The organism is Streptomyces sp. NPDC107500 (genome assembly GCF_055582785.1).
Genome location: NZ_JBVJPF010000004.1, coordinates 668,153 through 691,999, shown reverse-complemented (window position 1 = coordinate 691,999; position 23,847 = coordinate 668,153). Strand labels below are relative to the sequence as shown.

Annotated in this window: 23 protein-coding genes and 1 pseudogene; 14 read left to right on the top strand and 10 right to left on the bottom strand. The window is 72.4% G+C overall.

Annotation, left to right across the window (positions count from 1 at the left end):
- Positions 1-4: 4 nt before the first annotated feature.
- Positions 5-1,024 (top strand): sigma-70 family RNA polymerase sigma factor, encoded by a 1,020-nt coding sequence (locus tag ACZ67M_RS19695; RefSeq protein ID WP_392239810.1) that lies wholly within the window; start codon positions 5-7, stop codon positions 1,022-1,024.
- Positions 1,025-1,137: 113 nt separating this feature from the next.
- A complete protein-coding gene (locus tag ACZ67M_RS19690) occupies positions 1,138-2,088 on the top strand; it encodes a TerC family protein (protein ID WP_392016960.1) in 951 nt (316 codons plus the stop codon).
- Between the two features lie 279 nt (positions 2,089-2,367).
- Here the strand turns inward: ACZ67M_RS19690 and ACZ67M_RS19685 are convergent, their stop codons facing one another.
- Positions 2,368-2,931 carry an NAD(P)H-dependent oxidoreductase gene (locus ACZ67M_RS19685; protein ID WP_361359293.1) on the bottom strand — a complete coding sequence of 188 codons (564 nt, stop codon included), beginning with the start codon at positions 2,929-2,931 and terminating at the stop codon, positions 2,368-2,370.
- Positions 2,932-3,044: 113 nt separating this feature from the next.
- Here ACZ67M_RS19685 and ACZ67M_RS19680 point away from each other — a divergent pair, with 113 nt between their 5' ends.
- Positions 3,045-3,722: a TetR/AcrR family transcriptional regulator gene (locus ACZ67M_RS19680; protein ID WP_392104201.1), complete on the top strand. Its 678-nt coding sequence runs from the start codon at positions 3,045-3,047 to the stop codon at positions 3,720-3,722.
- A 48-nt stretch (positions 3,723-3,770) separates the two neighbouring features.
- The gene (locus tag ACZ67M_RS19675) at positions 3,771-4,805 is read left to right on the top strand and encodes a LacI family DNA-binding transcriptional regulator (RefSeq protein WP_469851933.1); all 1,035 of its coding nucleotides are present in this window, start codon (positions 3,771-3,773) and stop codon (positions 4,803-4,805) included.
- Positions 4,806-4,812: 7 nt separating this feature from the next.
- Here ACZ67M_RS19675 and trxA read toward each other — a convergent pair whose 3' ends face one another.
- The gene (gene trxA, locus ACZ67M_RS19670; RefSeq protein ID WP_234955653.1) at positions 4,813-5,202 is read right to left on the bottom strand and encodes a thioredoxin; all 390 of its coding nucleotides are present in this window, start codon (positions 5,200-5,202) and stop codon (positions 4,813-4,815) included.
- A gap of 119 nt (positions 5,203-5,321) precedes the next feature.
- On the opposite strand from trxA, the gene ACZ67M_RS19665 reads away from it, so the two are divergent.
- Positions 5,322-6,758 (top strand): dihydrolipoyl dehydrogenase family protein, encoded by a 1,437-nt coding sequence (locus ACZ67M_RS19665; protein ID WP_392016969.1) that lies wholly within the window; start codon positions 5,322-5,324, stop codon positions 6,756-6,758.
- Positions 6,759-6,785: 27 nt separating this feature from the next.
- On the opposite strand, the gene ACZ67M_RS19660 is transcribed toward ACZ67M_RS19665, so the two are convergent.
- Positions 6,786-7,442: a peptide deformylase gene (locus tag ACZ67M_RS19660; protein ID WP_453439682.1), complete on the bottom strand. Its 657-nt coding sequence runs from the start codon at positions 7,440-7,442 to the stop codon at positions 6,786-6,788.
- Positions 7,443-7,582: 140 nt separating this feature from the next.
- Between ACZ67M_RS19660 and ACZ67M_RS19655 the strand changes: the two genes are divergently transcribed.
- Positions 7,583-9,004 (top strand): PepSY-associated TM helix domain-containing protein, encoded by a 1,422-nt coding sequence (locus ACZ67M_RS19655; protein ID WP_469851931.1) that lies wholly within the window; start codon positions 7,583-7,585, stop codon positions 9,002-9,004.
- An 85-nt stretch (positions 9,005-9,089) separates the two neighbouring features.
- On the opposite strand, the gene ACZ67M_RS19650 is transcribed toward ACZ67M_RS19655, so the two are convergent.
- The gene (locus ACZ67M_RS19650; RefSeq protein WP_361359310.1) at positions 9,090-9,437 is read right to left on the bottom strand and encodes a tetratricopeptide repeat protein; all 348 of its coding nucleotides are present in this window, start codon (positions 9,435-9,437) and stop codon (positions 9,090-9,092) included.
- 142 nt (positions 9,438-9,579) lie between these two features.
- On the opposite strand from ACZ67M_RS19650, the gene ACZ67M_RS19645 reads away from it, so the two are divergent.
- Complete coding sequence (locus ACZ67M_RS19645; RefSeq protein ID WP_385796488.1) at positions 9,580-10,545, top strand: pirin family protein; 966 nt, start codon at positions 9,580-9,582, stop codon at positions 10,543-10,545.
- A gap of 70 nt (positions 10,546-10,615) precedes the next feature.
- Positions 10,616-12,421 (top strand): NHL domain-containing thioredoxin family protein, encoded by a 1,806-nt coding sequence (locus ACZ67M_RS19640; RefSeq protein WP_469851928.1) that lies wholly within the window; start codon positions 10,616-10,618, stop codon positions 12,419-12,421.
- A gap of 50 nt (positions 12,422-12,471) precedes the next feature.
- On the opposite strand, the gene ACZ67M_RS19635 is transcribed toward ACZ67M_RS19640, so the two are convergent.
- From ACZ67M_RS19635 to ACZ67M_RS19625, 3 genes are all read right to left on the bottom strand, one after another.
- Complete coding sequence (locus tag ACZ67M_RS19635; RefSeq protein WP_469851926.1) at positions 12,472-13,407, bottom strand: serine hydrolase; 936 nt, start codon at positions 13,405-13,407, stop codon at positions 12,472-12,474.
- A gap of 239 nt (positions 13,408-13,646) precedes the next feature.
- Positions 13,647-14,507 (bottom strand): alpha/beta fold hydrolase, encoded by an 861-nt coding sequence (locus tag ACZ67M_RS19630; RefSeq protein WP_361359321.1) that lies wholly within the window; start codon positions 14,505-14,507, stop codon positions 13,647-13,649.
- A gap of 87 nt (positions 14,508-14,594) precedes the next feature.
- Complete coding sequence (locus ACZ67M_RS19625; protein ID WP_469851924.1) at positions 14,595-16,571, bottom strand: heavy metal translocating P-type ATPase; 1,977 nt, start codon at positions 16,569-16,571, stop codon at positions 14,595-14,597.
- Between the two features lie 96 nt (positions 16,572-16,667).
- Between ACZ67M_RS19625 and ACZ67M_RS19620 the strand changes: the two genes are divergently transcribed.
- A complete protein-coding gene (locus ACZ67M_RS19620) occupies positions 16,668-17,057 on the top strand; it encodes an ArsR/SmtB family transcription factor (protein WP_385796497.1) in 390 nt (129 codons plus the stop codon).
- A gap of 47 nt (positions 17,058-17,104) precedes the next feature.
- On the opposite strand, the gene ACZ67M_RS19615 is transcribed toward ACZ67M_RS19620, so the two are convergent.
- Positions 17,105-17,734: a TetR/AcrR family transcriptional regulator gene (locus ACZ67M_RS19615; RefSeq protein ID WP_469851922.1), complete on the bottom strand. Its 630-nt coding sequence runs from the start codon at positions 17,732-17,734 to the stop codon at positions 17,105-17,107.
- Here ACZ67M_RS19615 and ACZ67M_RS19610 point away from each other — a divergent pair.
- The 3 genes and pseudogenes from ACZ67M_RS19610 (at position 17,649) to ACZ67M_RS19600 (ending at position 19,448) form a co-directional block, all read left to right on the top strand.
- Complete coding sequence (locus tag ACZ67M_RS19610; protein WP_469851921.1) at positions 17,649-18,416, top strand: SDR family NAD(P)-dependent oxidoreductase; 768 nt, start codon at positions 17,649-17,651, stop codon at positions 18,414-18,416. The genes ACZ67M_RS19615 and ACZ67M_RS19610 overlap by 86 nt on opposite strands.
- A gap of 273 nt (positions 18,417-18,689) precedes the next feature.
- Positions 18,690-18,932, top strand: a pseudogene (locus ACZ67M_RS19605) (UBP-type zinc finger domain-containing protein); the annotation flags it as partial.
- Between the two features lie 60 nt (positions 18,933-18,992).
- Positions 18,993-19,448, top strand: coding sequence for a DUF427 domain-containing protein (locus ACZ67M_RS19600; RefSeq protein ID WP_392239855.1), 456 nt, complete (start codon positions 18,993-18,995; stop codon positions 19,446-19,448).
- Between the two features lie 34 nt (positions 19,449-19,482).
- On the opposite strand, the gene ACZ67M_RS19595 is transcribed toward ACZ67M_RS19600, so the two are convergent.
- Positions 19,483-19,869 (bottom strand): SRPBCC family protein, encoded by a 387-nt coding sequence (locus ACZ67M_RS19595; RefSeq protein ID WP_392016990.1) that lies wholly within the window; start codon positions 19,867-19,869, stop codon positions 19,483-19,485.
- Positions 19,870-20,021: 152 nt separating this feature from the next.
- Between ACZ67M_RS19595 and ACZ67M_RS19590 the strand changes: the two genes are divergently transcribed.
- The gene (locus ACZ67M_RS19590) at positions 20,022-21,323 is read left to right on the top strand and encodes an alginate lyase family protein (RefSeq protein WP_469851918.1); all 1,302 of its coding nucleotides are present in this window, start codon (positions 20,022-20,024) and stop codon (positions 21,321-21,323) included.
- Between the two features lie 67 nt (positions 21,324-21,390).
- On the opposite strand, the gene ACZ67M_RS19585 is transcribed toward ACZ67M_RS19590, so the two are convergent.
- Complete coding sequence (locus ACZ67M_RS19585) at positions 21,391-22,356, bottom strand: right-handed parallel beta-helix repeat-containing protein (RefSeq protein ID WP_469851916.1); 966 nt, start codon at positions 22,354-22,356, stop codon at positions 21,391-21,393.
- A 350-nt stretch (positions 22,357-22,706) separates the two neighbouring features.
- On the opposite strand from ACZ67M_RS19585, the gene ACZ67M_RS19580 reads away from it, so the two are divergent.
- Complete coding sequence (locus ACZ67M_RS19580; protein ID WP_469852056.1) at positions 22,707-23,705, top strand: glycoside hydrolase family 5 protein; 999 nt, start codon at positions 22,707-22,709, stop codon at positions 23,703-23,705.
- Positions 23,706-23,847 lie beyond the last annotated feature (142 nt).

Genomic DNA, 23,847 nt, shown 5'->3' with positions numbered 1-23,847 from the left:
CGACATGGCCCCCCTGGCACGAACCCCCCGGGCGGACACCGGGGAGGACCGCCGCGCCAGTGCCCGCACCGCGCGGCTGCGCAGCCGGATCCCGGAACCCGACGAGGAACCCGACCTGCTCGGCCAGTACCTGAACCAGATCGGCGCGACGCCCCTGCTGACCGCCGAGGACGAGGTACGGCTGGCCGTGCGCATCGAGGCCGGCGTCCGGGCCAGGGAGGAACTGGAGTCGGCCGACACCGGCGAACCCGCCCCCACGCCCGGAAGGCGCCGCGCGCTGGAGGAGACCGTCCACGACGGCCGGGCGGCCAAGGACCACATGGTTCGGGCCAACCTGCGGCTCGTCGTGTCGATGGCCAAGCGCCACGCCCACCGCGGGCTGCCCCTCCTCGACGTCATCCAGGAGGGCAACCTCGGACTGATCCGGGCCGTGGAGAAGTTCGACCACACCAAGGGCTTCAAGTTCTCCACGTACGCCACCTGGTGGATCCGCCAGGCCATCGAGCGGGGTCTGGCGACGCACGCGCGCACGGTGCGGCTGCCGGTGCACGTCGTGGAGCAGCTCCAGAAGCTCGCCAAGGTCGAACGGGGGCTCCGCGCGGGGCTGGACCGCGAGCCGACCGTTGAGGAGGTCGCCGCCGAGAGCGGCATCGACGCCGACAAGGTCGTCTGGCTGCGCCGGGTCGGACGGGACGCGGTCAGCCTGGACACCCCGGTGGACGAGACCGGCGAGACCGTCGTCGGCGACCTCATCCCGGACACCGAGGTGCTGCGGGCCCCGGAGGTCGCCGAGTTCCAGGCCCTCGCGGCGGAACTGCGGGAGGCCGTCGGCACCCTCGCCCCCCGCGAGGCCCTGATCCTCAGCCTCCGCTACGGCCTGCACGACGGCCGCCCCCGCACGCTGCACCAGGTGGCCCAGCACGTGGGCCTCACCCGGGAACGCGTCCGCCAGCTGGAGAAGGCCTCGCTGGCCCATCTGCGCGCCCCCGAGACCCGGGACCGCCTGCTGGACTGGGCGAGCTGACCACGCCGGTGCGCGGGCCGGACGCGCGGCCGGGTTGCCCTGACCGCATCCCGGAAACACCCTGACGGAGAACCCGTACGCGCTTCTAGTCCCCGCCCGCCCGAGGAGCACCGGTGAACGTCTCCCTCAGCGTCTGGCTGCTGACCGTCGCGGGCCTGTGCGTCCTGATCGCCGCGGACTTCTTCATCGGCCGCAAGCCGCACGACGTGTCGATCCGGGAGGCCGGGATCTGGACCGCCGTCTGGGTGATCCTGGCCTGTCTGTTCGGTGTGGGGCTGATCCTGGTCGGCGGCGGGGGCCCGGGCGGCGAGTTCTTCGCCGGCTACATCACCGAGAAGTCGCTCAGCGTCGACAACCTCTTCGTCTTCGTCCTGATCATGGCGAAGTTCGCGGTCCCCTCGCAGTACCAGCAGCGCGTGCTGATGGTCGGCGTCATCGTGGCCCTCGTCCTGCGCGCCGCCTTCATCGCGGCCGGCGCGGCGATCATCTCCGCCTTCTCCTGGGTGTTCTACATCTTCGGCGCCTTCCTCATCTGGACCGCGTGGAAGCTGATCCAGGACGCTCGCAAGGGCGGGCATGACGAGGAGTACGAGGAGAACAAGCTGCTGAAGTCGATCGAACGCCGCTTCGGCGTCGCCGACCGCTACCACGGCACCAAGCTGTGGGTGGAGGAGAACGGCCGGCGGGTCATGACGCCGATGCTGGTCGTGATGCTCGCCATCGGCTTCACCGACATCCTGTTCGCGCTCGACTCCATCCCCGCCATCTACGGGCTGACCCAGGACCCGTACATCGTGTTCACGGCCAACGCGTTCGCCCTGATGGGCCTGCGCCAGCTGTACTTCCTCATCGGCGGCCTGCTGAAGAAGCTGGTCCACCTCTCGTACGGCCTGTCGGTCATCCTCGGCTTCATCGGCGTCAAACTGGTGCTGCACGCCCTGCACGAGTCCGGCGTGCACGTCCCGGAGATCAGCATCCCGTTCTCGCTCGGCTTCATCGTGCTCGTCCTCGCCGTCACCACGGCGACGAGCCTGTGGGCCACGCGGCGGCAGGAGCAGCACTAGGGCCTGTCTGACAATTCCCGTCGTCGCCCGGAGGGCGGCCTCGCGGCGTCAGGTGCGTGCTCTCGGCGTGCCGGGCGTAGAGCCTCGTACTGGATGTACTTGGCTCTGCGCCCGGTGCGGCGAGAGTGCGTGCATGGCGTCGCGAGGCAGACGGGAATTGTCAGACAGGCCCTAGGCGGCGGATCCGGGCGGCGGGTGGTGAACCGCGGGCCGGGCAGCACATGCGTACGGGACCGGAGCCCGCTCCGGCTCCGGTCCCGTACGTGTCCTGGGTGACGCTCAGGCGGCGACGGCCTCGTCGGCGTGGCCGTGCAGCCGCGCGACGACCTCCGTCAGCTGGGCGGCCACCTCGGCGTCGTCCGACGGGTGGGTCTCGGCGAAGCGCGTCATCGACCCGGGGATGGACAGCTTGAGGTCCTCGATCACCTTGCCGCCGGCGATGCCCACGGCCTTGCGGGCCTCGTCCTGCGCCCACACGCCGCCGTACTGGCCGAAGGCGGTGCCGACCACGGCGACCGGCTTGCCGGCGAAGCCACCCGCGCCGAAGGGGCGGGACAGCCAGTCGATGGCGTTCTTCAGGACGGCCGGGATGGTGCCGTTGTACTCGGGGGAGAAGAGCAGGAAGGCGTCGGAGGTCTGGGCGGCCTCGCGCAGCTTCGCGGCGGCGGCCGGGACGCTGCCCTCGACGTCGATGTCCTCGTTGTAGAAGGGGATGTCGGCGAGCCCTTCGAACACGCGGACCTCGGCGCCCTCCGGCGCGTACTTGACGGCCGCCTCGGCGAGCTGGCGGTTGTGCGAACCGGCGCGAAGGCTGCCGACGAGCGCAAGGATGCGGACAGACATGAGTACTCCCACTGAAAAGGTTGCCGCGATAGATCCGGACCGGGGTCCGTTTAAGTTCTAACATCCCAAACGGACCGCGGTCCAGTTTTCTTCCCATGCTTTACGCTGGGTTCATGTCCGCCGCCCTGCCGCCCTTCCCGAAGTCCGAAGAGACCGTCGGCCAGACCGAGTTGGAGTTGCTGCAACTCGGCCCGGGGCCGGCCGAGGACGAGCCCTGCCTGCGCGCCGACGCCGCCCGCAACCGAGCCAGGCTGCTGGAGGCCGCCGAGCGGCTGGTCGCCGAGCACGGCGCGGCCGGCGTCACCATGGAGGCGGTGGCCGTCGCGGCCTCGGTGGGCAAGGGGACGGTCTTCCGCCGCTTCGGCGACCGCACAGGGCTGCTCGCGGCCCTCCTCGACCACTCCGAGCGCAAGTTCCAGGCCGCCCTGCTCAGCGGACCGCCGCCGCTCGGCCCCGGCGCCCCGCCCGTCGAGCGGCTGCGCGCCTTCGGCTGCGCGATGCTGCGCCGCTCGATCGACGAACTGGACCTGCAACTGGCCGCCGAGCCCAGCGCGGAGCGCCGCCACACCTTCGCGCCGCGCCGCTTCCTACGCGGCCACCTGGCCCTGCTGCTGCGGCAGGCGGACCCGGACGGAGACAGCGAACTGCTCTCCCACACCCTCCTGGCCTACCTCGACGTCGCCCTGCTCCACCACCTCACCGAACAGTGCGGGATGCCCTCGGAGCGGCTGCGCGAGGGCTGGCTGGACCTGGTCGCACGGGTCACCCGCACCGAGCCCCCGGCCGCCTGAGCCCCGGCCGGAGCCCCGTATCCGGCTTCTGCCAAGATGCCGTACGTCATGGTGCAGATACCGAAACCGTCCGCCGCCGAGTCCCTCGCACCGCGCTCCGTGCCCACGAGCGCCGATGTGGCCCGGCTGGCCGGCGTCTCGCGCGCGACCGTCTCCTACGTCCTGAACAACACCGGCGCCGTCCGGATCAGCGAACCCACCCGCCGCCGGGTGCACGAGGCGGCCAGGGAGCTGGGATACGTCCCGCACGCCGCGGCCCGCTCCCTGCGCGCCGGACACAGCCGGATGGTCCTGATGCCCGCGCCGTCCTTCCCTGCGGGCCCCCTCTACAGCCGGTTCCTCAGCGAACTCCAGTGGGCCCTGGCCCGCCTCGACTACACGGTCGTGCAGTACGGCAGTGTCGGGCTGCACGGCTACGAGGCCGCCCGCGCCTGGGCGGAGCTGCGCCCGGTCGCCGTCCTCGTGCCGGGCGCCGGTCTGGACCCGCAGGGCGTGGAGGTCCTCAAGCGCTCCGGCGCCCGCGCGGTCGTCACCCTCGGCCCCGAGGCGGTCGAGGGAGCGCACGCCCTGCTCACGGACCAGGAGAGCGTCGGTCACGGCGCGGTCCGCCACCTCTACGACCGGGGCCGGCGCGCCATCGGCGTGGTCGTCCCCGCCGAACCCGGCCTCGACGTCTTCTCCGTGCCCCGCCTCGACGGCGCCCGCCGTGCCGTGCGCGGCACCGACGCCACCGTCACCGAGCTGCCCCTCGCCTACGAGGAGCGGGACGCCGCCCGGCTGGCCGCACGCTGGGGCTCCCTCGGTCTCGACGCGGTGTTCGCGTACAACGACGAGTACGCGATGCTGCTGATGCGGGCCCTCCAGGACGCCGGCCTCGCCGTACCCGGCGACGCGGCCGTGATCGGCGCCGACGACCTGATGCTGGGCCGCCTGCTCCGGCCCCGGCTCAGCACCGTCCACCTGGAGCTGCCCTCCGGCCGCGACCTGGCCGCACTGGTCGACCGCGCGGTCCAGGACCCCGGCGCCGCGCCCGAGCGTCACAAGGTGCTGGGCGCGGCGGTGGTCCACCGCGAGTCGAGCTGAACCCGTCCTACTGGCCGCTCTCGCCGTCGGCCTGCGCCTGCTGCTCGGCGACCGCCTTGCGCACCTCGTCCATGTCCAGCTTCCTGGCCTGGCCGATCACGTCCGTCAGGGCGTCCTCGGGCAGCGCGCCGGGCTGTGCGAACACGGCCACCTGGTCCCGGACGATCATCAGCGTCGGAATCGACTGGATCCCGAAGGCCTGGGCCAGCTCCGGCTGCGCCTCGGTGTCCACCTTCCCGAACACCAGGTCGGGATTGGCCTCCGCGGCCTTCTCGTAGACGGGCGCGAACTGCTTGCACGGACCGCACCACGACGCCCAGAAGTCGATCAGAACGAACTCGTTGTCCGTGACCGTCTGGTCGAAGTTCTCCTTGGTGAGTTCCACGGTGCTGGTCATGAGGTGATCCCTCTTCCTGAAATCGGGGTACAACCGTCGGCACAACACTGCCGACCTGGTGGGTATTCCGCGCACGTACCCATGTGGCCACGTCGCACACCACCCACCAGACTGACCCCATGACGCAATCGGATTCCATCGCGTACGACGTCGTCGTGATCGGCGCGGGCCCCGTGGGGGAGAACGTCGCCGACCGCACCCGGGCCGCCGGTCTGTCCACGGCGATCGTGGAGAGCGAACTGGTCGGCGGCGAATGCTCCTACTGGGCGTGCATGCCCAGCAAGGCCCTGCTGCGCCCGGTCCTCGCCCGCGCGGACGCCCGCCGCCTGCCCGGCCTCGCCGACTCGGCGCAGGGCCCTCTCGACACCGCGGCGGTCCTCGCCCGCCGTGACGGATTCACCTCCCACTGGAAGGACGACGGCCAGGTCCAGTGGGTGGAGGGCATCGGCGCCGACCTCTACCGTGGGCTGGGACGGCTGGCCGGGCCGCGCACCGTGGAGGTGACCGCGCCCGACGGCACCCGTCGGGTGCTGACCGCCCGGCACGCCGTCGCCGTCTGCACCGGCAGCGCCGCCGCCCTGCCCGACCTGCCGGGGCTCGCCGACGTGCGCCCCTGGACCAGCCGCGAGGCCACCAGCGCCGAGAGCGCGCCCGGCCGGCTCATCGTGGTCGGCGGCGGAGTGGTCGCCGTCGAGATGGCCACCGCCTGGCAGGCCCTCGGCTCCCGGGTGACGCTCCTGGTGCGCGGCGAGGGCGGGCTGCTCGCCCGGATGGAGCCCTTCGCCGGGGAACTGGTCGCCGAGGGGCTCACCGAGGCCGGCGTGGACCTCCGTACCGGCACCTCCGTCCGGTCCGTCACCCGCGAGAACGGCACCGTCGTCGCCGTCACCGACACGGGCGACCGCATCGAGGCCGACGAGATCCTCTTCGCCACCGGCCGGGTGCCCCGCACCGGCGACATCGGCCTGGAGACCGTCGGCCTGGAACCGGGCTCCTGGCTGTCCGTCGACGACAGCCTCCGGGTGGACGGCCAGGACTGGCTGTACGCCGTCGGGGACGTCAACCACCGCGCCCTCCTCACCCACCAGGGCAAGTACCAGGCGCGCGTCGCGGGCGCCGCCATCGCCGCCCGCGCCTCCGGGGTGCCGATCCTGGAGTCCGACCCGTGGGGCGCGCACGCCGCGACCGCCGACCACGCCGCCGTGCCCCAGGTGGTGTTCACCGACCCCGAGGCGGCCTCCGTCGGCCTGAGCCTCGCCGAGGCGGAGCAGGCCGGGCACCGGGTCCGCGCCGTCGACGTCGACCTGGGCACCGTGGCCGGCGCGAGCCTGTACGGCGACGACTACAAGGGCCGCGCCCGCATGGTCGTCGACCTGGAGGACGAGATCATCCGAGGCGTCACCTTCGTCGGCCCCGGCGTCGGCGAGATGATCCACTCCGCGACCGTCGCCGTCGTCGGCCAGGTGCCCCTCAGCCGCCTGTGGCACGCCGTCCCGTCGTACCCGACGATCAGCGAGGTGTGGCTGCGGCTCCTGGAGGCGTACCGCGACAACTGACGTTCGCCCGCCGGATCCGGCGGCCGGTCAGGCCGCCGGACCCGGCAGCTCGAACCCCAGCGCCGCCGCGGCCCGCTCCGGCGTCGGCTGCGCCCACAGATCGGCCACGGCCCGGCTCGACGACAGCGACCGCGACTCGGCCCGGTCCAGGTACAGCACGCCGTCCAGATGATCCGTCTCGTGCTGCACGATCCGGGCCGGCCACCCCGAGAACACCTCGTCCACCGCGCGCCCGTGCTCGTCCGTCGCCCGCAGCCGCACCCGCGCGGGGCGTGCCACCACGGCCTGCCAGCCCGGCACGCTCAGACAGCCCTCGAAGAAGGCGGCCCGCGCGTCACCGACCGGCTCGTACGACGGATTGACCAGCACACGGAACGGCTGCGGCACCCGCCCGCGCGCCACCCGCACCTCCTCCGGCACCGGCGCCGGGTCCTCGATCACCGCGATCCGCAGTCCCACCCCCACCTGCGACGCGGCCAGCCCGACGCCCGGCGCCGCGCGCATGGTCAGCCGCAGCGCCTCGACGAAACGCGCCAGCAGCGCGGGCGGCAACTGCCCGTCGAACGGCTCGGCCGCGCGGCGCAGCACGGGATCACCCGCCTCGACGATCGGCAACGGGCCGCCCGGTGCGAGCAGTTCCTCGACCCGCTCGGCAAGAGGGGAGCGTTCACGCGGAGTTCCCATCGCGCCAGCATGCCACGGCCGCCGCCCTCACCGACTCCGCCCGTGTGACGCACACCACTTCACGGGCCGGGAACCCGGCGCGCGTCCGAACCGACCACTGGGACCGTCCCCTCCCCACGACGTCCCCGGAGCGCCCACCGATGACCACCACCTCCCCGGCCTCGACGGACGAGTCCCCGGCCACGGCCGCGCCACCGCCCACCCGCGGCAGATGGTCCACCCTGCGCCCCCTGGTCCTGCGCCTGCACTTCTACGCCGGTGTCTTCGTGGCCCCCTTCCTGCTGGTCGCGGCGGTCACCGGCCTGCTCTACGCCGCCTCCTTCCAGGCCGAGAAGCTGGTCTACGCCCACGAACTGACCGTCGACGACGTGGGCGAGCGCAAGCTGCCGATATCCGAGCAGGTCGCCGCCGCCCGGCAGGCCTACCCCGAGGGCGCCGTGTCGGCCGTCCGCCCCTCGCCCGAGGACGACGCCACCACCAGGGTGATGCTGTCCGGCGTCGAGGGCGTCGACCCCGGCCACACGCTCGCGGTCTTCGTCGACCCGTACACGGCGAAGGTGCGCGGCGCCCTCGAACAGTACGGTTCCAGCGGGGCGTTGCCGCTGCGCACCTGGATCGACGAGTTCCACCGCGACCTGCACCTGGGGGAGACCGGGCGGCTGTACAGCGAGTTCGCCGCCAGCTGGCTGTGGGTGATCGCGAGCGCCGGTCTGGTGCTGTGGTTCTCCCGCCGCCGGGCCCGGCGCAAGGTGCGCGGCACCACCGGCCGGCGCCGCACCCTGGGCCTGCACGGCACGGTCGGCGCCTGGACCGCGGCCGGGTTCATCTTCCTCTCGGCGACCGGCCTCACCTGGTCGACGTACGCCGGCGCGAACATCGAGGACCTGCGCGTCTCGCTCGACCAGACCACGCCGTCCGTGTCGGCGTCGGCCACCGGGGGCGGCGAGCACTCGGGCCACGGCGCGGCCGCCGGCGCCGGCGGGGACGCGGCGCACGGCGTCGGCCTCGACAAGGTCCTCGCCGCCGCGCGCGCCAAGGGCCTCGGCGACCCCGTCGAGATCGTGCCGCCCGCCGACGCTTCCTCCGCCTACGTCGTCAAGCAGGTGCAGCGTAGCTGGCCCGAGAAGCAGGACTCGGCCGCCGTGGACCCGGCGACCGGCGAGGTGACCGACGTCCTCCGCTTCGCCGACTACCCGGTGCTCGCCAAGCTCAGCCGCTGGGGCATCGACCTGCACACCGGCAGCCTGTTCGGGCTGCCCAACCAGATCGGCCTGATGCTCCTCGCCGCGTCCCTGATCCTGCTGATCGTCTGGGGCTACCGCATGTGGTGGCGGCGCGGCCGGGGCTCCGCCTTCGGCCGTCCGATCCCGCGCGGCGCGTGGCAGCAGGTCCCGCCGCTGCTCCTCGTCCCGCTGCTGGCGGCGGTCGCCGTGCTCGGCTACTTCGTCCCGCTGCTGGGCATCCCCCTCGCCACCTTCGTCGCGCTGGACGTCCTACTCGGCGAGATCGCCCACCGGCGGGAACGCCGGACACGCACGGAAGACGCGGCGGCGGGCGTCTGACAGGGGCGGCGGAGCGCCGACACACCGCGCTCCGCCGCATCCCCCGCATCCGCCGCGCCACTCCCGCCCACTGCCCGGCCGCCGCTCAGCGCCCGGCGAAGTCACCCGCCAGGGCGGCGGCGATCCGCAGCTGGACGTCGGCCTCCTCCTGCCGCCCCTGCCGTTCGAGGGTCCGGCCCAGCATCAGCCGCGCGTAGTGCTCGACGGGATCGCGCTCGACGAGGATCCGCAGCTCGGACTCGGCCCGCCGCAGCTGCGCCGAGTGGTAGTAGGAGCGCGCCAGCAGCAGGCGCGGTCCGGTCTGCTCGGGCACCTCCCCGACCAGTCCGTCCAGGACGCGCGCGGCGGCGGCGTAGTCCTTGGCGTCGAAGAACATCCGCCCGCGCTCCCAGCGCTCGGCCGGGGTTCCGTGGTCGTAGTACGTCATGTCCACTCGTGACCTCCTTCGGCACCTGCAACCACGACAGGTGGTTGAACATTCCACCACTTCGGTGCGTGGCCGGTTGCCGCCCCGCGAAGGTGACGCCCCGGTGACCGTCTGACGCGCGGGGCCGTCCGGGGCTAGGTTGGGCGGCATGAGCAATCTTGATCGCGCGGCGGTACCCAGCCTGTGCGGCGGCCGCGGCTTCGTCGTGACGGAACCCGTGCGCGAACTCCTCAGCCCTCGGAACGTCAAGCTCGGCGAGTCCACCGAGGTCCGCCGACTGCTGCCCAACCTCGGCCGCCGCATGGTCGGAGCCTGGTGCTTCGTCGACCACTACGGCCCCGACGACATCGCCGACGAGCCCGGCATGCAGGTGCCCCCGCACCCGCACATGGGCCTCCAGACGGTCAGCTGGCTGCACGAGGGCGAGGTCCTGCACCGCGACTCCACCGGCAGCCTCCAGACCATCCACCCGCGACAGCTGGGCCTGATGACCTCCGGCCGCGCGATCAGCCACTCCGAGGAGAGCCCCCGCCCGCACGCCCGCCGCCTGCACGGCGCGCAGTTGTGGGTCGCCCTCCCGGACGCCCACCGCCACACCGACCCGCACTTCGAGTACCACGCCGAACTGCCCCTGGTCACCGCCCCCGGCCTGTCGGCCACCCTGCTCCTTGGCACCCTCGACGGCACCACGTCCCCGGGCACGACGTACACCCCACTCGTCGGCGCCGACCTGACCCTCGCCGGCGGCACGGACGTACGCCTCCCCCTGGAACGGGATTTCGAGTACGCGGTCCTCTCCATGTCCGGCGAGGCCCACGTCGACGGCGTGCCCCTGGTGCCGGGCTCGATGCTCTACCTCGGCTGCGGCCGCGACGAACTGCCCCTGCGCGCCGACTCGGACGCGGGCCTGATGCTGCTGGGCGGCGAGCCGTTCGAGGAAGAGCTGATCATGTTCTGGAACTGGATCGGACGGTCGCAGGAGGAGATCGAGCAGGCGCGCCGGGACTGGATGGAAGGGACACGCTTCGGCGAGGTGAAGGGCTACGAGGGCGCCCCGTTGCCTGCTCCCGCGCTGCCCGCGGTGCCCCTGAAGCCACGCGGAAGGCAACGCTGACCCGCGAGACGGCTGACGGGCCGGCGGCGATCAGTTCGCCGGCCGTCCTGCGGTGTGGTTGGCTCGGACCGTGGTGAAGCACGCACGGGTCCGCGCTCCCCAGCTGGTGGGCAGGGGCGGCTGGATCAACACCGGTGACCAGGAGCTGAGTCTCGCGGCGCTGCGCGGACGGATCGTGCTCCTCGACTTCTGGACGTTCTGCTGCATCAACTGCCTGCACGCCCTGGACGAACTGCGCGAGCTGGAGGAGAGCCACAGGGACACCGTGGTGATCGTGGGCGTGCACTCGCCCAAGTTCACGCACGAGGCCGAACACCGGGCGGTGCTGGACGCCGTCGAGCGCTACGGCGTCGAGCATCCCGTCCTGGACGACCCGGAACGGGCCACGTGGAAGCAGTACGCCGTACGCGCCTGGCCCACCCTCGCCGTGATCGATCCCGAGGGTTATGTCGTCGCCCAGTACGCGGGTGAGGGACACGCACCCGCCATCCGGCGGCTGGTCGAGGAGCTGGAGGTCCGGCACGAGGCCAAGGGCACCCTGCGGCGCGGCGACGCCCCGTACGTGGCGCCGCGGCCGGAGCCGACGACCCTGCGGTTTCCCGGCAAGGGCGTGCTCCTGCCCTCCGGCACCTTCCTGGTCAGCGACACCACCCGGCATCAGCTCGTGGAGCTCGCCGAGGACGGGGAGAGCCTCGTGCGGCGGATCGGCAGCGGGAGGCGGGGATTCACGGACGGCCCGGCCGAGCGGGCGGAGTTCAGTGAGCCGCAGGGACTCGCCCTGCTCGCCGACGGTTCGGTCGTCGTCGCCGACACCGTCAACCACGCGCTGCGCCGGTACGAGCCCGTCACCGGCGACGTCACCACTCTGGCGGGGACCGGCAGGCAGGGAAGGCCGGGCGGGCCCACCCGCGGGGCCGCCCGTGCCGTGAGCCTCTCCTCGCCCTGGGACGTCGCGGTGTGGCACGGCCGGGTGTGGATCGCCATGGCCGGGGTGCACCAGCTCTGGGCCTACGATCCGCGGGACGGGACGGTGGCAGTCACCGCCGGGACCGGCAACGAGGGGCTGGTCGACGGACCCGGTCCGGAGGCCTGGTTCGCGCAGCCGTCCGGGCTGTCCGCGACCGAGGACCGGCTCTGGGTGGCCGACGCCGAGACCTCGGCCCTGCGCTGGGTGGACCGCGACGGTACGGTCCGCACGGCGGTGGGCACCGGGCTCTTCGACTTCGGGCACCGCGACGGCCCCGCCGCCCGGGCACTGCTCCAGCATCCCCTGGGTGTCACGGCCCTGCCGGACGGCTCGGTGGCCGTCGCCGACACCTACAACCACGCCCTGCGCCGCTACGCACCGCCCACCGGTGAGGTGACCACGCCGGCGACCGATCTGCGCGAGCCCAGTGACGCCGTGGTCGTCGGCGACGACATCCTGGTCGTCGAGTCGGCCCGGCACCGGCTGACCCGGCTTCGGCTGCCGCAGGAGGTCCTGGGCGCGGGGCCCGGTGACGGCGTACGGCGGGAGACGACGGAGGCGGCGCCGGGCACCCTGCGCCTGGAGGTGGCCTTCCGGGCGCCCACCGGTCAGAAGCCGGACCTGCGCTACGGGCCCGCGACTCGGCTCGTGGTCTCGGCGACCCCGCCCGAACTGCTGTGTGCGGGCGAGGGCGCGGGCACCGGCCTGTCCCGCTCCCTCGGCCTGAACCCGTCGGTGCCCGAGGGCGTGCTGTACGTCTCCGCGACGGCCGCGTCCTGCGACGACGACCCGGACATCCCGTACCCGGCCTGCCACGTACACGAGGAGGAGTGGGAGATCCCGGTCCGTCTCGTCGAGGGGGCGAGCGACCGCCTTTCGCTCGTCCTGGGCGGCGCCGACCCCTCGTGACGTCGTCGCCCGGACACGCGGTGAGCGTCGGCCGGTCTCCAGGGGGGGCGTCAGTTGCCCGACGTCTCCCCGAGCTTTCGGGAGAACGCCGTCGCGGACGCGCGCACCGCCTGCTCCACGATGCTGATGCCGACCTCCTGGGTGCTACAGCCGTTGAGGAGTACCGCCATCAGATAGACGCGGCCCTCATGCTCTATCCGGCCGATGCTGTTGACGTCCCACTTCTCGGTCTGCGTCCGCTTGAGCCACCCGTTCTTCAGCGCGGTCGCGCCCGAGTCGGCCGCCGCGGACACGCCCCAGGTCTGGCTCGGCACGACGTGCCGCATCAGGTCCTGGATGTAGGTGCGCGACGCCTCACTCAGGGGCGACTTGTCGCCGAACACGGCCTGGAGCAGGCGTATCTGATCCTCCGCCGTGGTCTGGGTGATGCCCCAGACGGTCCCGTGACCGCCCCGCGTCTGGAGCAGGCCGAGCCGTTCGTTGGCCGCGTCGAGCCCCCGAGCACTGCCTATCCGGGTCCACAGGGCACTGGTGGAGTCGTTGTCGCTCTTCTGGATCATGGCAGCGGACTGGGCGCGCTCCTCGGTGCTCAACCTCCGCCCCCGGTCCTGGGCCTGGAGCAGCAGGGTCGCCAGGATGTCCACCTTCACGACGCTGGCGGTGTCGAAGGCGTCGTGTCCGTACGTCGCCATGGCGCCGCTCTCGACGTCCAGCATCGCCACGGACATCCGGTTGTCGCCGAAGAGCGCGGTCACGGGGGCCAGAGCCGGTCCGAGATCGAACGATTTCTGTGACGGGGTGGGCGACGGCGGCGGTTTCGGAGCATCCGCAGGTGCCTCGCCCGCCTTCGCCCGGGCCGAGAAGGTCGTCGGGGACGGAGCCTTCGCCCGGTCGAGCGCGGACGGGTCACCGGGGTCGCTCCGGGTGATGGCATAGGTGGTGGCGCCGCTGACAAGGATCACGACCGACGTCACGGTCCACGTCATGCGGCGACGCCTGGCCCGGCGGCGACGTCGTTGCTCCCGGCGGGAGCGGCCGCGTCGCCGAACAGGTGGGTTCTCATGCACGGGTGAGATGGTAATCGAATCAAAGTTCGAGGTCGCCGGGCGATTCCAGAACGTGACCACCGGCGAGCCGCACCAGGTGAACTCCCCGCAGGATGCCCCTACGGCTCGACGAGCACCTTGGACCGACGAAGCCCAGGTGCAGGGCGAGTCGGCGGCAGTCAGGGGGAGAAGAAGTCGCCCAAGGCGGCGGCGAGTGGGCCGGGGGCCTCCTCGGCGACGTGGTGGCCCGCGTCGATACCCCGGCCGCGCACGTCGTCGGCCCAGTCGCGCCAGATGGCGCGCGGGTCGCCGTAAAGGTCCTCCAGGTCGTCCCGCAGTGACCACAGAACCAGGACCGGGCAGTGGATCCGTGTGCCCCGGGCCCGGTCCTCCTCCTCGTGGCGGCGGTCCACGGTGAGCCCGGCGCGGTAGTCCTCCAGCATCGCGCGGACGACCTCCGGGTTCCTCGTGGCGGCCCGCCACTCGTCGTGGTTCTCCTGTCCCATGACCCGTGCGTCGCCGCGGTACCAGGCGTCCGGGTCGGCGTTGATGACGCGTTCGGGGATCTCCGGCTGGGCGAAGAAGAACCAGTGCCACCACGCGGTGGCGAACCGTGCGTCGGCGCGGGCCAGATGCTCACTGAGGGGTATCCCGTCCAGGAAGGCCACCCGGGTCACCGCCTCCGGGTGGTCCAGCACGAGACGAAGGGCCACCGGCACCCCGCGGTCATGGCCGGCGAGCCCGAAGCGCCGGTGCCCCAGTGCTCGCATGACCTCGACCATGTCCCCGGCCACGGCACGCTTCGCATGCGGGGCGTGGTCGGCGGCGGGCGCGGGGCCGCGGGAGCGGCCGTAGCCGCGCAGGTCGGGGCAGACCACGGTGAAGCCGCGCCGGACCAGGAGGGGCGCGACGCGGTGCCAGGTCGCCGAAGTACGGGGATGGCCGTGCAACAGCAGCAGGGGCGGCCCCTCTCCTCCGTGCCGCACGAAGACGGATGCCTCGCCGACGTCCACCGTCTCGGTGGCGAAACCCTCGAACACCGCAAGCCCCTTCCCGCTCCGGAGGCTCGGCCCCGGCCCCTGGCATCCCGCCTGCCCCGGTCCGGATTTCTCAAGGGCGGCCTCCGCTCAGGCCGTCTCCCGGACGAGCCGGGGCCAGGCGGTCTCCCGCAGCAGGCGCAGGCCGTTGAGGCCGACGATGACGGTGGAGCCCTCGTGGCCGGCCACGCCGAGCGGCAGGGGGAGGGTGCCGGTCAGGTCCCAGACGACCAGGACGGCGATGAACGTTCCGGCGATGGCCAGGTTCTGGACGACGAGGCGGCGTGCGGTGCGGGAGAGCTGCACGACCGAGGGGATGGCGGCCAGTTCGTCACGGACCACGACGGCGTCCGCGGTTTCCAGGGCGAGGTCGGAGCCGGCCCTGCCCATGGCGATCCCGCAGTGCGCGGCCGCCAGAGCGGGCGCGTCGTTCACGCCGTCGCCGACGACCAGCACGTGGCGACCCCGAGCCTCCCACGCCTTGACGGTGGCGACCTTGTCCTGGGGCAGCAGGTGGGCACGGACGTCGGTGATGCCGACCTCGGCGGCCAGACGCCGGGCGGCGCGTTCGTTGTCTCCGGTCAGCAGTACGGGAGTCCGGCCGGTCAGCCGGGTCAGGGCGGCGACGGTGGCCGCCGCGTCCGGGCGCAGCCGGTCCGCGACGCCGAGCACGCCCACCGGCTCCTGGTCGCGCAGGACGACGACAGCCGTGCGTCCGGCTTCCTCCAACTCGGCCGCCACCGCGAGCTGCGACGGGTGGGCGACGGCGTCCAGCAGCCGGGCGGGGGAGCCGACCGCGATGGTGCTGCCACCGATGAGGGCGGTGACGCCTTGGCCGGGGGCGGCGGTGAAGTCCCTGGCGTCGGCCAGGGGGAGGCCGCGTTCGCGGGCGGCGGCGACGACGGCCCGGGCGAGCGGGTGTTCGCTCGGGTGCTCGGCGGCTGCCGCCAGGGCCAGCAGCGTGTCCGGCGCAAGGCCGCTGCCGTGCAGGGGGCGCAGGTCGGTGACGCGCGGGGTGCCTTCCGTGAGGGTCCCGGTCTTGTCCAGGGCGACGGTGTCGATCTGGCCGAGGCGTTCCATCACGACGGCGGACTTGGCGAGGACGCCGCGGCGCCCGGCGTTGGCGATCGCGGACAGCAGGGGCGGCATGGTGGACAGGACGACCGCGCACGGTGAGGCCACGATCATGAACGTCATGGCCCGCAGCAGTGCCGACGACAGGGAGTCGCCCAGGGCGAGGGGGACCCCGAAGACGGCGAGGGTCGCGATCACCATGCCGAGCGAGTACCGCTGTTCGACCTTCTCGATGAACAGCTGGGTGGGGGCCTTGGTCCTGGAGGCGTCCTCGACCATCTTCACGATCCGGGCGATGACCGAGTCCGACGGATCGCGCTCGACGCGCACGCGCAGGGCCCCCGTGCCGTTGACGGTGCCGGCGAACACCTCGTCCCCGGCCTGTTTCGCGACGGGCAGCGGCTCACCGGTGATGGTGGCCTGGTCGACGTCACTGGCTCCGTCGACGACCCGTCCGTCCGCGCCCAGCCGCTCGCCGGGCCGGACCAGAACGGTGTCGCCGACCGTCAGGCACCCGACGCCGACCGTCTCCTCGATGCCGTCCGGCAGGAGGCGCGTGGCGGTGGCGGGAGCGAGGTCGAGCAGGCCCCGCACGGAGTCGGCGGTCCGTGCGGTGGCGACCGCTTCCAGGGCGCCGGAGGTGGCGAAGATGACGATCAGCAAGGCCCCGTCGAGGACCTGGCCGATCGCGACGGCCCCGACGGCGGCGACGACCATCAGCAGGTCCACGTCGAGCGTCTTGTGCCGCAGGGCCTTCAGACCTTCCCAGCCCGGCTCCCAGCCCCCGGTGACGCAGGCCGCGGCGAACAGGGTGCCCCACAGCCACGCGGGGCCGCCGAGCAGGTCGACGGGGAGCGCGAGGAGGAACAGCACCAGCGCCGCGAGCGCCCAGCGTGCCTCCGGCAGCGCGAGCAGCCGCGTACGACGCCGGGGCGGCCGCGGGCGCCCGGACCCGGCGGGACGCGCGTACCGCTGATCCAGAACAGAAGTCATGCCGGGGGAACCCTTCGCGGGTGGGAGAGAGAGTGACACCTCCACGGTACAGGAACATCTGAACAGCTCTTCAGGTGTCATCGGTATGATGAAGACATGGGCCATGGACGCGACACCACCAGCAGCGCCGGCACCCGCGAGCGCCTCGAGGCGGTCGGCATCGCCGATGTCGCGGCGACACTGCAGGCCCTTGCCACGCCCTCGCGGCTCTACATCCTGGCCCGCCTCCAGGAAGGCCCCTGCGCGGTCGGCGAACTCGCCGAAGCCGTCGGCATGGAGGCCTCCGCCTGCTCGCATCAGCTCCGGCTGCTGCGCAATCTCGGCCTGGTCACCGGCGAGCGGCACGGCCGCTCCATCGTCTACGCCCTCTACGACGACCACGTGTCCGAACTCCTCGACCAGGCCCTCTACCACGTGGAACATCTCCGCCTCGGCGTGCGCGACACCACGGACCAGGAAGCCCTGCCGGCCTCCGCCGTCAAGTAGTCCGCTGCGGGCGAACCCCGGAGCTCTCTCTCAAGGGCCGTGGCGGATCAGTTCGTACGGGTGCCGCTGTCGTCGTTCATGCCGGCGAGCAGAGCGGTGAGGACGCGGCGCAGCCGGGGTGCCACCTCCACGACGGCGTGGCCGAGCCGCGGTTCGCTCGCGTAGAGCTCCCGCAGGGCCGCACGGGGCGTGGCCATCTGCCACAGGGCTCCGGCCATGGAGGTCGCCGTCGCGACCGTGTCGACGGCCTGCTCCTCGCTCAGGCCGAGCAGCCGGTCCAGTTCGGCGCCGATCCGCGCGACCTCCTCCAGCGTGCCGAGCTTGAAGGCGCGAACGGCTTCGAGCGACACGTTCCGCTCCAGGTTGAGCGGGGCCTGGGCCAGCAGGTCGCAGAAGAGGGGGCGCGCGGACAGGGTGGCGGCGAAGGCGTCGGCGACCGCCGCCGGTGCGGCCCGCTCGCATGCCGTGAGGCGCCCCCGCAGCGCGGCGGACCATTCGCGCCAGCCCTCCGCGGTGAGGTCGAGGAAGATCTGCTCCCGAGGTCTCGGGCGCGCGCTGGTCACCGCCGCCCTGGAAGCGGGTGACCTGGTCGTGGCCACCGCGCGCCGCCTCGAAGTCCTCACCGACACCTTCGGCGTGTACGGAGAGCGCGTGCTGCCCCTGGCCCTGGACGTCACCGACCCCGAGGCCGCGAGCCGCGCGGTCGACGCGGCCGTGGACCGTTTCGGGCGGATCGACGTGCTCGTGAACAACGCCGGGTACGCGAACGTGTCGCCGATCGAGACCTCGGACGACCCCGACTTCCGCGCCCAGTTCGAAACCAACTTCTGGGGCGTCTACAACGTCACCAAGGCCGCCCTGCCCACGCTGCGCCGCCAGGGGGCGGGCACGGTCGTGCAGTTCTCGTCGATCGGCGGCAGGGTCGGTGGGTCGCCCGGCATCGCCTCCCACCAGGCGGCCAAGTTCGCGGTCGACGGCTTCAGCCGCGTCCTGGCGGCGGAGACGGCGCCCTTCGGCGTGCGGGTGATGGTCGTCGAGCCGAGCGGCTTCGCCACCGACTGGGCCGGCTCGTCGATGACGGTCCACGACATCCCGGAGGCGTACGACGCGACCGTCGGCGAGATGAACCGCCGGGTGCGCGGGAGCACGGACGGCGCGGCGGGGGACCCGCGGCGGGCCGCCGAGATCATCGTGCGTACCGTCCACCGCGAGGAGGTCCCCGGTCACCTTCCCCTCGGCGTGAACGCGGCGACGATGGCCCTGGACCACTCCCGCCGCCAGACGGCGGAGGCGGCAGCCTGGGAGGAGGTCAGCCGCTCGGCGGACTTCGACGAGCCCTATCCGGTGGCTCTGCCCTGACGCCGGCCCCCTCGGTTCCGCCCTCGCCTGCACGGCGATCCGCGGCCGCGGCACGGGCGGTCGGCCGCCGACCGCATCCGGCACGCCGGCCACGGGCGAAGCAGGGGCGAGACAGCAGTGAGCCGAGGGGCGGCTCGGCGGGGAGGACGGGAAGGAGCGGAGATGGAAAGCGGGAACCGGTCGCATCGGGCGGAGGCGGGAACGACGCAGAGCGGGGCGGAGACGGGGCCGAGGTGGGAGCCCCGTCCCGACGGCGGCCGCCCGGACGGGCATCTGTGTGCCCACACCCGAACGCCGTTCCCCGAGCCGGCCCCGCTCAGCGAGGTGTGCCTGCCGTGCGCGGCGCGCGGGCGGCACCAGGTCGGCCTGCGACACTGCCTGACCTGCGGGCACGTCGGGTGCAGCGACAGCTCGCCCGGCGCTCACGCCAGTGCCCACTACGACGACAGCGGTCATCCGGTGGTGCGTTCCCTGGCGCCCGGCGAGGAGTGGGCGTGGTGCTACGAGGACCAGCTCTACCTGGATCCTTCGCCTGGAGGACCTCCGGCCCCCTCCGCCTCCCTGGAGCCGGAGTCCGTGTGGGACTACCCGAGGCCGCCCGGGCTCCGGGAGGACGGCCGTGTGGTTCGCGTCGAGTGCGCGGGTCGGGTGGTCGCCGAGACACGGCATGCCGTCCAGGTGCTGGAAACGAGCCACCCCCCGGTCTTCTACATACCGCCGTCGGACGTGACCACGGACCTCCTGCGCCCGGCGGCCGAGGCACCCACCTGGTGCGAGTGGAAGGGCGAGGCGACGTACTGGGACGTCCTGGTGGGGGACGACCGGCGTTCCAGTGCCGCATGGAGCTATCCCGCTCCCGCACCCGGCTACGAGCGCATCGCCGGATTCCTCGCCTTCTACCCCGGGCGGATGGACCGATGCACGGTCGGCGACCAAGTGGTCGGCGCGCAGAGGGGCGACTTCTACGGCGGCTGGATCACGGCCGAGGTGCGGGGTCCCTTCAAGGGCGCGCCGGGGACCGGGATGTGGTGACGCGATGCCGTAGCGGCGTCGGAAACCTGCCGCCTCACCGCCTCACCAGTCGACGCAGGGCGAAGCGGGCGAGTGGTGCGTAGGCGGCCAGCACGAGCCCGGGCCCGTTCATGGTGAGATCGGTGCGGCAGCCGCCCTCGGAGGCGTGCACCTCGTGATGCAGCCGCATCCGCACCGGCCCGACCTTGACTCGCCAGGACCATGTACGCCGTTCGTCGTCGACCGCCTCGACCCGAAAGGGAACCTTGATCCTGGCCACCGACTCCACCTGACCGGTGAGCCCTGAAGCGAGCAGGCGGCGGTCCGCGTGCACATACCTGATCTGCGGAGCCCACGAGGCCCACGCGTCCAGCCGGGCATACCGCTGCCACGCCGTGTCGGCGTCGATCGGTCCCACCGCATGGATGGTCAGACTGGCCATGACTGACGAGTACCCGACTTCGCGGGGGTGTGCGGCACGGCCGGGCGCCGATCCGGTCACCGACGCGTGACGCATTGCCAAACCCGGAGGGCACCCCTAGTCTCTGCTCGTCCTTAATCGTGAACCTCATTCATGTTCATGAACGGAGAGCGATGGGTAGACGACTCCGCCCGATCACGGCCCTGCTGGCGGCGGTGACGCTCGTCGGCCTGGTCGGCCCGGCCGCGTCCGCGCGGCCGGCCATGTCCGAGCAGCCGGCCTCCGCGGTCCACGCCGTGGCCCGTGCTCCCAGGACCGCCGTCCTTCCGGGTGAACGCATGCGGTACGCCAAGATCCGGCTCGCGCTGGGTGACCGTGAACTTCGCACTGCCGTCGGGCAGTTGACCCGTAGAGCGGATCGGTGGCTCGACCAGGGCCCCTGGACCGTCGTCGACAAGCCTCGACCGGCGCCCGGCGGTGACGTCCACGACTACCTGAGCCAGGCGCCCTACTGGTGGCCCAGCCGGACCCCGACCGCGGACAATCCGTGGGGCTGCCCCTACGTCCAGCGCGACGGCGAACGGAACCCCGAGGTGGACTCGGGTACCGACCGCCAGGACCTGGAGAAGGTCTTCGACTCCTCGTACGACCTCGCGCTCGCCTGGTACTACACCGGGGAGCGGCAGTACGCGCGCAAGGCGGCGGACATCCTGCGGACCTGGTTCCTCTCCCCGGACACCCGGATGAACCCCAACCTGGACCACGCCCAGTTCATCCCCTGCAAGTACGACGGCCGGGCCATCGGCATCATCGACTTCTCCCAGTCCTACACCTCCGTCGTCGACGCCGTGGCCCTCCTGGAGACGGGCGCGCCGTCGTGGACCAGCGCCGACCGGGAGGCGATGGGGGAGTGGAACAGCGACTTCCTGGGCTGGCTGCGCAACAGCGACTTCGGGAAACAGGAGGCCGCGGCCGCCAACAACCACGGCACCTTCTACGACATGCTGGTGGCCGGACTCGCGTACGCCACGGGCGACCGCGAACTTGCCCGCCGCACCGTGCGCGAGGCCGCCGCCAGGCGCGTGGACGCCCAGATCGCGGCGGACGGCAGCCAGCCGCTGGAACTGGCCAGGACCAGGAGCTGGCACTACTCCACCTTCGACCTCGTCGCCTACACCCGGCTGGCGGCGATCGGCGAGAACGTCGGGGTGGATCTATGGGCGCACCGGGGCCCGCAGGGGCAGAGCCTGTTCGTGGCGGTGCGGTATCTGCTGCCCGCCGCGACGGGCCGCGAGCCCTGGCCCCACCCCGAGCTCGAGTTCCACCGGTTCGCGGCGAGCGACGTCGTGCACGCGGCCGCGGACGCCGGCGACGGCGCCGCGCGGCGCGCCCTGCCCCTGCTGGAGACGCCACCCGGCGGCGATCTGTGGGCACTTCGCCCGGCCGCCGAGCAACTGGACTCCATAGCGGGCTGACCCGCCCCCCGGGTCAGCCGGCGGGGCACCATGAGGGGGTCGGTGCCACCCCCTCATGGTGCCGGTGTCACGGCGTCACCGCGATGTTGGTCAGCCCCCGGCCGCCGGTCACGGTGTTGCTCGCGTACACCGTGGTACGGCAACCGGATCCGGAATTCGTGACGTTGACGGCCAGCCTGGTGGACCCGCCGGCGCCGCTCAGGTCGGACCTGTTGTTGCGGAAGACCGTGCCGCAGCCCCACCCCGGCTGCTGGGTGTGCGTCTGGTAGCCGTCGTTCGTGGTCCGGGTGCCGGTGTTGTTCTCCACCAGGACGTCGTTGCCCTTCACGTCCACCCACGAGTCGTCGTAGTGGACGCCGGTGAGGCCGCCGCCGTCGAAGGTGTTCCCGATGATCCGGGTCCCGGTGGTGCCCTCCTTGACGTCGATGTTCTCGCCGCCGACGCCGGGTCCGATGGTGTTGTTCAGTATCTGTACGTTGTCGCTCCTGTCGGAGAGCGTGTTCGCCGTGCCGACGTACACGCCCTCGCCCATGCCGCGCCCGTCGTTGCCGGTGTCGTGGATGCGCGAGTCGCGGATGACGCCGTCCGCGCTGGACTTGCGGAAGTGGACGCCCTCCATGTCCAGGCCGTGGACCGTCACGCCGTCCACGACCACCCCGCGCGCGGCGTCGATCACGATGCCCTTCTGGCCGCCGGTCACCGTCACCCCGTGGACCGTCCAGTAGGAGGCCGCGTTCAGGTGGAGGCCGTAGCCGCCGCCGGCGGTGAGCACCGCCCTGGACGATCCGGTGAGCGTGATGCGGGACCCCGCGGTGGCGGCCCGGGTGGCCTTGAAGTTGCCCGTGTACGTGCCGTCGGCGAGCCGGATCGTGTCGCCGGGCGCGGCCGCCGCGAGCGCCGACTTCAACTGGGCGGCGGTGGAGACCTCGATGACGGCCGCCGACCCGAGGGCCGGGGCCGGCGTGGGGAGCAGGGCCAGCCCGCCGGTCACGGCGAGCAGGGAGGTGAGCAGCGAGCGGGAGCGCGTGCGCATGGGGGACCTCCTGAGTCCTGGACGTGATGGGTGTTGGTTCATATGAATGACCGCTGATTGCCAATGTGATTCAGGCTGAGGGGAAAGTAGGGGCGCTTCTCCGGGGCGTCAAGACCGGACGGCACGGACTTCGCGCGGATGTGCCCCGTTCACAGGGCGCTGTGAATGCCCTGTCGGCCGGATGTCGTCGGCACTCTTGATGGGACGGGCGGCGCTTGCTTCCCTGGAGTTAGGAAAGTTTCCTATCAGACAGTCCCATGAACGGAGTTCGTATGCACGCACACCGCACCTCATGGCGATCCTCTGTGTCGGCAGGCGTCGCGGGCAGCGCCCTGCTCCTGCTCCTGGGCGTGGCTCCCGGCGCCGGTGCCACCACCGCACGGCAGGTGCCGACCGCGCCCGCCGCGGAAACCCCCGTCGGCGCCAACGGTCAGCTCAGGGTCTGCGGCACCAAACTGTGCAACAGCCGCGGCAACCCCATCCAGTTGCGCGGCATGAGCAGCCACGGCACCCAGTGGTACCCGCACTGCCTGACCGGCGGTTCGCTCGACGCCCTCGCCCAGGACTGGAAGGCGGACGTCCTGCGGGTCTCCACCTACGTGCAGGAGGGCGGCTACGAAACCGACCCGAAGCGCTTCACCGACCTGGCGAACTCCCTGGTCCAGCAGGCGACCGACCGCGGCATGTACGTGATCGTCGACTGGCACATGCTCACTCCGGGCGACCCGAACGCCAACCTCGGCAAGGCCCGGCAGTTCTTCACCGAGATCGCCAACCGCAACAAGAACAAGAACAACATCATCTACGAGATCGCCAACGAGCCCAGCGGCGTGAGCTGGTCCCGCGTCAAGAGCTACGCCGAGCAGATCATCCCGACCATCCGCGCCGTCGACGCCGACGCCCCGGTCCTGGTCGGCACGCGCGCCTGGTCCTCGTTCGGCGTCTCCGAGGGCGCCGACGAGTCCGAGGTGGTCGACAACCCCGTCCGCGCCGCCAACATCATGTACACGTTCCACTTCTACGCGTACTCGCACCGTGACGAGTACCTGGCGACCCTGGCCCGGGCCGCCGACGCCCTCCCGGTCTTCGTCACCGAGTTCGGGACGCAGAACTACGCCGGCGAGGGGAGCAACGACTTCGCCATGTCCCAGCGCTACCTCGACCTCATGGCGAGCAAGAAGATCAGCTGGGTGAACTGGAACTTCTCCGACGACCAGCGCTCCGGCGCCGTCTTCAAGACCGGCACCTGCGACAGGAACGGGCCGTGGGCCGGCACTTCCCCGCTGAAGCCCGCCGGCGCCTGGATCCGTGACCGCGTCCGTACTCCCGACACCTTCCCCGCCCGTTGATCCACCGGGCCCCGCCGCGTGATCCAGGGTGCCGGGACCGCTCCGGCCGGTGTGGCCACGAGGAACGCCCCGCGCCCGTCGTCGGGGCATTCCGCCTCGTGCACAACCTTTGGCCAACCGCGGATGTCTCCTTGGTGTACGC

Bases quoted from the DNA above. Each gene is read 5' to 3' on its own strand.
- ACZ67M_RS19660 (WP_453439682.1), bottom strand. From the start codon at position 7,442: ATGGGAACTCCGCGTGAACGCTCCCCTCTTGCCGAGCGGGTCGAGGAA.
- ACZ67M_RS19680 (WP_392104201.1), top strand. From the start codon at position 3,045: ATGTCCGCCGCCCTGCCGCCCTTCCCGAAGTCCGAAGAGACCGTCGGC.
- ACZ67M_RS19590 (WP_469851918.1), top strand. From the start codon at position 20,022: ATGGGTAGACGACTCCGCCCGATCACGGCCCTGCTGGCGGCGGTGACG.
- ACZ67M_RS19645 (WP_385796488.1), top strand. From the start codon at position 9,580: ATGAGCAATCTTGATCGCGCGGCGGTACCCAGCCTGTGCGGCGGCCGC.
- ACZ67M_RS19665 (WP_392016969.1), top strand. From the start codon at position 5,322: ATGACGCAATCGGATTCCATCGCGTACGACGTCGTCGTGATCGGCGCG.
- ACZ67M_RS19635 (WP_469851926.1), bottom strand. From the start codon at position 13,407: ATGACGTGGACCGTGACGTCGGTCGTGATCCTTGTCAGCGGCGCCACC.
- ACZ67M_RS19620 (WP_385796497.1), top strand. From the start codon at position 16,668: ATGGGCCATGGACGCGACACCACCAGCAGCGCCGGCACCCGCGAGCGC.
- ACZ67M_RS19675 (WP_469851933.1), top strand. From the start codon at position 3,771: ATGGTGCAGATACCGAAACCGTCCGCCGCCGAGTCCCTCGCACCGCGC.
- ACZ67M_RS19595 (WP_392016990.1), bottom strand. From the start codon at position 19,869: ATGGCCAGTCTGACCATCCATGCGGTGGGACCGATCGACGCCGACACG.
- ACZ67M_RS19655 (WP_469851931.1), top strand. From the start codon at position 7,583: ATGACCACCACCTCCCCGGCCTCGACGGACGAGTCCCCGGCCACGGCC.
- ACZ67M_RS19625 (WP_469851924.1), bottom strand. From the start codon at position 16,571: ATGACTTCTGTTCTGGATCAGCGGTACGCGCGTCCCGCCGGGTCCGGG.
- ACZ67M_RS19695 (WP_392239810.1), top strand. From the start codon at position 5: ATGGCCCCCCTGGCACGAACCCCCCGGGCGGACACCGGGGAGGACCGC.
- ACZ67M_RS19685 (WP_361359293.1), bottom strand. From the start codon at position 2,931: ATGTCTGTCCGCATCCTTGCGCTCGTCGGCAGCCTTCGCGCCGGTTCG.
- trxA (WP_234955653.1), bottom strand. From the start codon at position 5,202: ATGACCAGCACCGTGGAACTCACCAAGGAGAACTTCGACCAGACGGTC.
- ACZ67M_RS19585 (WP_469851916.1), bottom strand. From the start codon at position 22,356: ATGCGCACGCGCTCCCGCTCGCTGCTCACCTCCCTGCTCGCCGTGACC.